Source organism: Candidatus Zixiibacteriota bacterium (assembly GCA_022865345.1).
Taxonomy (GTDB): Bacteria; Zixibacteria; MSB-5A5; order MSB-5A5; family RBG-16-43-9; genus RBG-16-43-9.
This window is the reverse complement of sequence record JALHSU010000082.1, coordinates 1-3,557: the sequence shown is the minus strand read 5'-3', so window position 1 is coordinate 3,557 and position 3,557 is coordinate 1. Positions and strand designations below refer to the sequence as shown.

General features: G+C 41.9%; 2 protein-coding genes. One reads left to right on the top strand and one right to left on the bottom strand.

Translation table 11 applies throughout. The features are described from left to right. Positions 1-346: 346 nt before the first annotated feature. The gene (locus MUP17_03620; protein ID MCJ7458065.1) at positions 347-811 is read right to left on the bottom strand and encodes an ACT domain-containing protein; all 465 of its coding nucleotides are present in this window, start codon (positions 809-811) and stop codon (positions 347-349) included. 496 nt (positions 812-1,307) lie between these two features. Between MUP17_03620 and MUP17_03615 the strand changes: the two genes are divergently transcribed. Further along, on the top strand, positions 1,308-3,422 hold the full coding sequence (locus MUP17_03615; GenBank protein MCJ7458064.1) for an O-antigen ligase family protein: 2,115 nt from the start codon (positions 1,308-1,310) through the stop codon (positions 3,420-3,422). Positions 3,423-3,557: the final 135 nt, after the last annotated feature.

The following is a 3,557-nucleotide window of genomic DNA, read 5'->3' as shown; positions in this document are numbered from 1 at the left end:
TTTAATTACTTACCTCATAAAAGGTGGAGACCCACCATCTAGCTGATGCTATGGGCACGAAGGATTCCGCTTTAGACTCCTGTTAAACCTGAAATATTTCGATACCCTGTGCGTGTTAATGGAAGATCCAGTTACCCTACCATCTAATTCTACATATCTGTTGAAAACTATATAGAACTGCACAGTGGGGTAAAGCTTGTTCAGCTTGCTTGCTCTGTTTTTAGTAGTGCTTAAGTGAGTTTGTTCTGAGAAATCTATTGCAGATTCTTTTAAGGGAATATAGTCAGACAGAGATAAAAAGTAGGGGAGCTCCCCCGCCCCTACCGATTACCTAGATCTCAAAAAATTAAATCAATCCAAATTCTTTTTGCAGTGCCTGTGCAGCTAATTCAAGCTGGTTCTTGGATATAAGGCAATGCAAACAGGTCATCGAAGTCGAAACAGCCTGAATGTTGATATTATGGGAGGCTAAAGTGTCAAAAGCCCTTCCTGCTATTCCCGGGGTCTGGGAGAGCTGGGGATGGGTAACAGTCACCAAAGCCACTTCCGGGTCGATTGATACCTCCTGGGCTTTGATATCTTCCCTGATCTTTTTCAGCTCGAACATCGCGTACTGCATATCTTTTTTTGCCAGCACGAAAGTGATGTTTACCTTCCCGCTGGTGCTGGAGGACGAGGTTATCAACTGTACATTAACCCCGTGCGACCACAAACTGCCGAAAATCCTGGCAGCAATACCGGGCAGGTCCGGGACAGAAACCAGGGTCACTTTGGATATATCCTTCAGACTTTGAACTTGAAATTCAGCCATATAATCCTCTCCATTTTAGGAATTCTTATTTGTCAAAGAAGCCTACTTCCCCAAAAACAAAATACCACAAATCGGTTTAAAGTCAAATAATTTGTGAATGATTTCACAAAAAAAGTAAAAAAGGGCATTAGGACAGACTTTATCTTATTACTAAGAGCTTAGAGATGTTTCGGCTAAAAGCTACAAAGGGGTGGTAATCCCTGATGGCAAGGGAGGGCAAGCTAAAGAATTTTCCATGAGTCGAAATAGGAATTTTCAATGGATTTAACGGTAAGGTTTATTTATCTTCTTACTGATGAGAGACTTTTTCAGGAGCAGCGGTTTCATCCTTTTTCTTTGGCTCCTGATTATCGGGGTCGCCTTAATCGGCTCTCCTTATAATCAGAGCCACAACTTCCTCCTGAAAACTGTTTTGTTTCAAACCTTTATTTTGGGTTTATTTCTCCTTTTTATTCTTAGTCTTATTTTATTCAAAAAATGGCAAATCAGATTTCCGTTGAGATATCCGATCCTTGTTTTCTGCGGATATGCACTTCTGTCACTGCTTTTTAGCCAGTATAAATATGCTTCTTTTTCCGGATTCCTGAGGATCATCTCCTTTTTTCTGCTGTATCTTCTTGTAGTCAACCTGGTTTCAGACTTCAAGAGAGTTTCCTACCTGGTGAAAGCTGTGATTATATCAACCGCATTAGTCTCCTTGATTGGCCTACTGCAGGTATTGGGAATTTCTTTTACTGCCTGGATACCAGCTTTCCCCAGCCGGATCAGTTCCACTTTTGGCAATCCTAATTTCCTGGGAAGCTTTTTAGCTATAACCCTGCCTTTGACAGCAGTATTCTTCTTGACCTCTGCAAACAGAAAGAAGCTGGTCTATCTTGCCATATTTCTTTTAGGATTAGTGGGTTTACTCCTTACCAGAAGCAGGGGAGCGATAACAGCCTCGATTTTATCTTTTCTTTTGCTGTCTGGAACAATTGTTTTCGGCAGATCGCGGGATTTTATTGAAAAAAGAAAGTCCTTTGCACTGCTGGGACTGTTGGTCGTTGCGGTGCTCGTTCTCTTCATTCTCGTTGACTCAGGTGCAGAAAGCATCACAAAAAGATTTTCGGAGACCTCTCCGGGAGAGGGGAGTATGTTCTACCGCCTGAAGATCTGGGAGTCTACTCTAAATCTTATCCGCCACAATTTCTTTTTTGGGACAGAACTGGGGACTTTTCAGATTTATTTTCCTCAGTATACTTTTCCGGATTTCTATAAACTTGTCCCTATCGGGAATCTTCTGCATGCGGAGAATGAGTATCTGGAAATCTGGTCAGAATCAGGAATAATCGGACTGGTGCTTTTTCTCTGGATTATATCTGGAGTATTTTATCTGGCTCTCAAGTTCATCTACTCAAAAGCTGAGATTAAGCAAAGAATTATAGCTACGGGACTTCTCACCGGAATAAGCGCGGGTTTGGTGCAGGGTTTAGTTTGCGTCAGCTTGAGGTGGACTGGGCCCGATTTCTTCTTCTGGCTATCTATTTCTTTATTAATGGCTTTGATCTCATATTCTGAAAAAACTGAGGGAAATGAGTCGAATGTCTTGTCGTCAAAAAAGTTACCAGGAGGATTGAAAGTCATACTTTATGTTATGATTGCGACTTTTACTGCCATCTTCGGCATCTGGCAGATAAAGGGGTATTCAGCCAATATATATTTAGCCAGGGCTCAAGCTTACATTAATACCGGGAGTAAAGTGAAAGCTATTCCAGAGCTTAAACAGGCATATAATAAAAATCCATATTGTCTGGAGGCGATATTTTTGCTGGGTTGTCTGAACTTAGAACTGCAGAGATATTCTGAATCAAAGGACTGGTTTGCTAAGCTCCAAAACCTTGCTCCGGATTATGGGAACATACACGAATGGAAAGGATTACTTCTTAACAGGAGCGGTAAATTTGAACAGGCAGAAGAAGAATATAAAAAAGCTGTCAGGATGAATGGTTCAGGCATGAATCATAATTTTTTAGGTGAAGCATATGCCAGCCAGGGAAAATTTGATCTGGCAGAGAAAGAGTTCGAAAGAAGTATAGAGATGGACTCTTCCTTGGTCACATCCCGGATCAATTTAATTCAGCTTGACCTGCTTCGAGGAAAATATGATCGGGTGTTAGAAAAAGGGGGAAAGGTATTGAAAATGTCGAATATTAAAAAAGAGGAAAAGGGTTCTCTCGAATTACTTTTAGCCACTGCCGGTCTCAGATTAAATAGGGCGGATGAAGCAATGATAAAAATAGATTCGATTATAGCTTGGGGACCTGACTCAACCCAGAAGGATAAAATAGCTGATTTGCTCCAGAGATCTGCCTGGGAGATGGTCAGAAAGAACCAAAGCCTCAACCGGGCATTGGTCTTCTGTGAGAAAGCTCTGTCTTTGAAGCCATCTCACCCGGAGATCATTTACGATACTCAGGGATGGGTATATTTCAGGAAAGGGGAATATGCCAAAGCGCAAGCATTCATGAAAAAAGCAATGGAGAAAAGTCCGGAGGATGAAAAATTCCAGAGAGATTTAGAGATTGTCTCTAACGCACTGAAAGGGATTAAACAGGAGATAGAGATCAAATAAAAACAGGGTAAAGGCATCCCTCATTGCTTGGGATAGGGGTTGCTCCCCTATCCCTTTTCTCTACGGTCAGTCCGCCTCTGGCGCGACTGACCGAGCAGTAGGGGTAGCGCTGTCTCTACCATGCAATGACAAGAC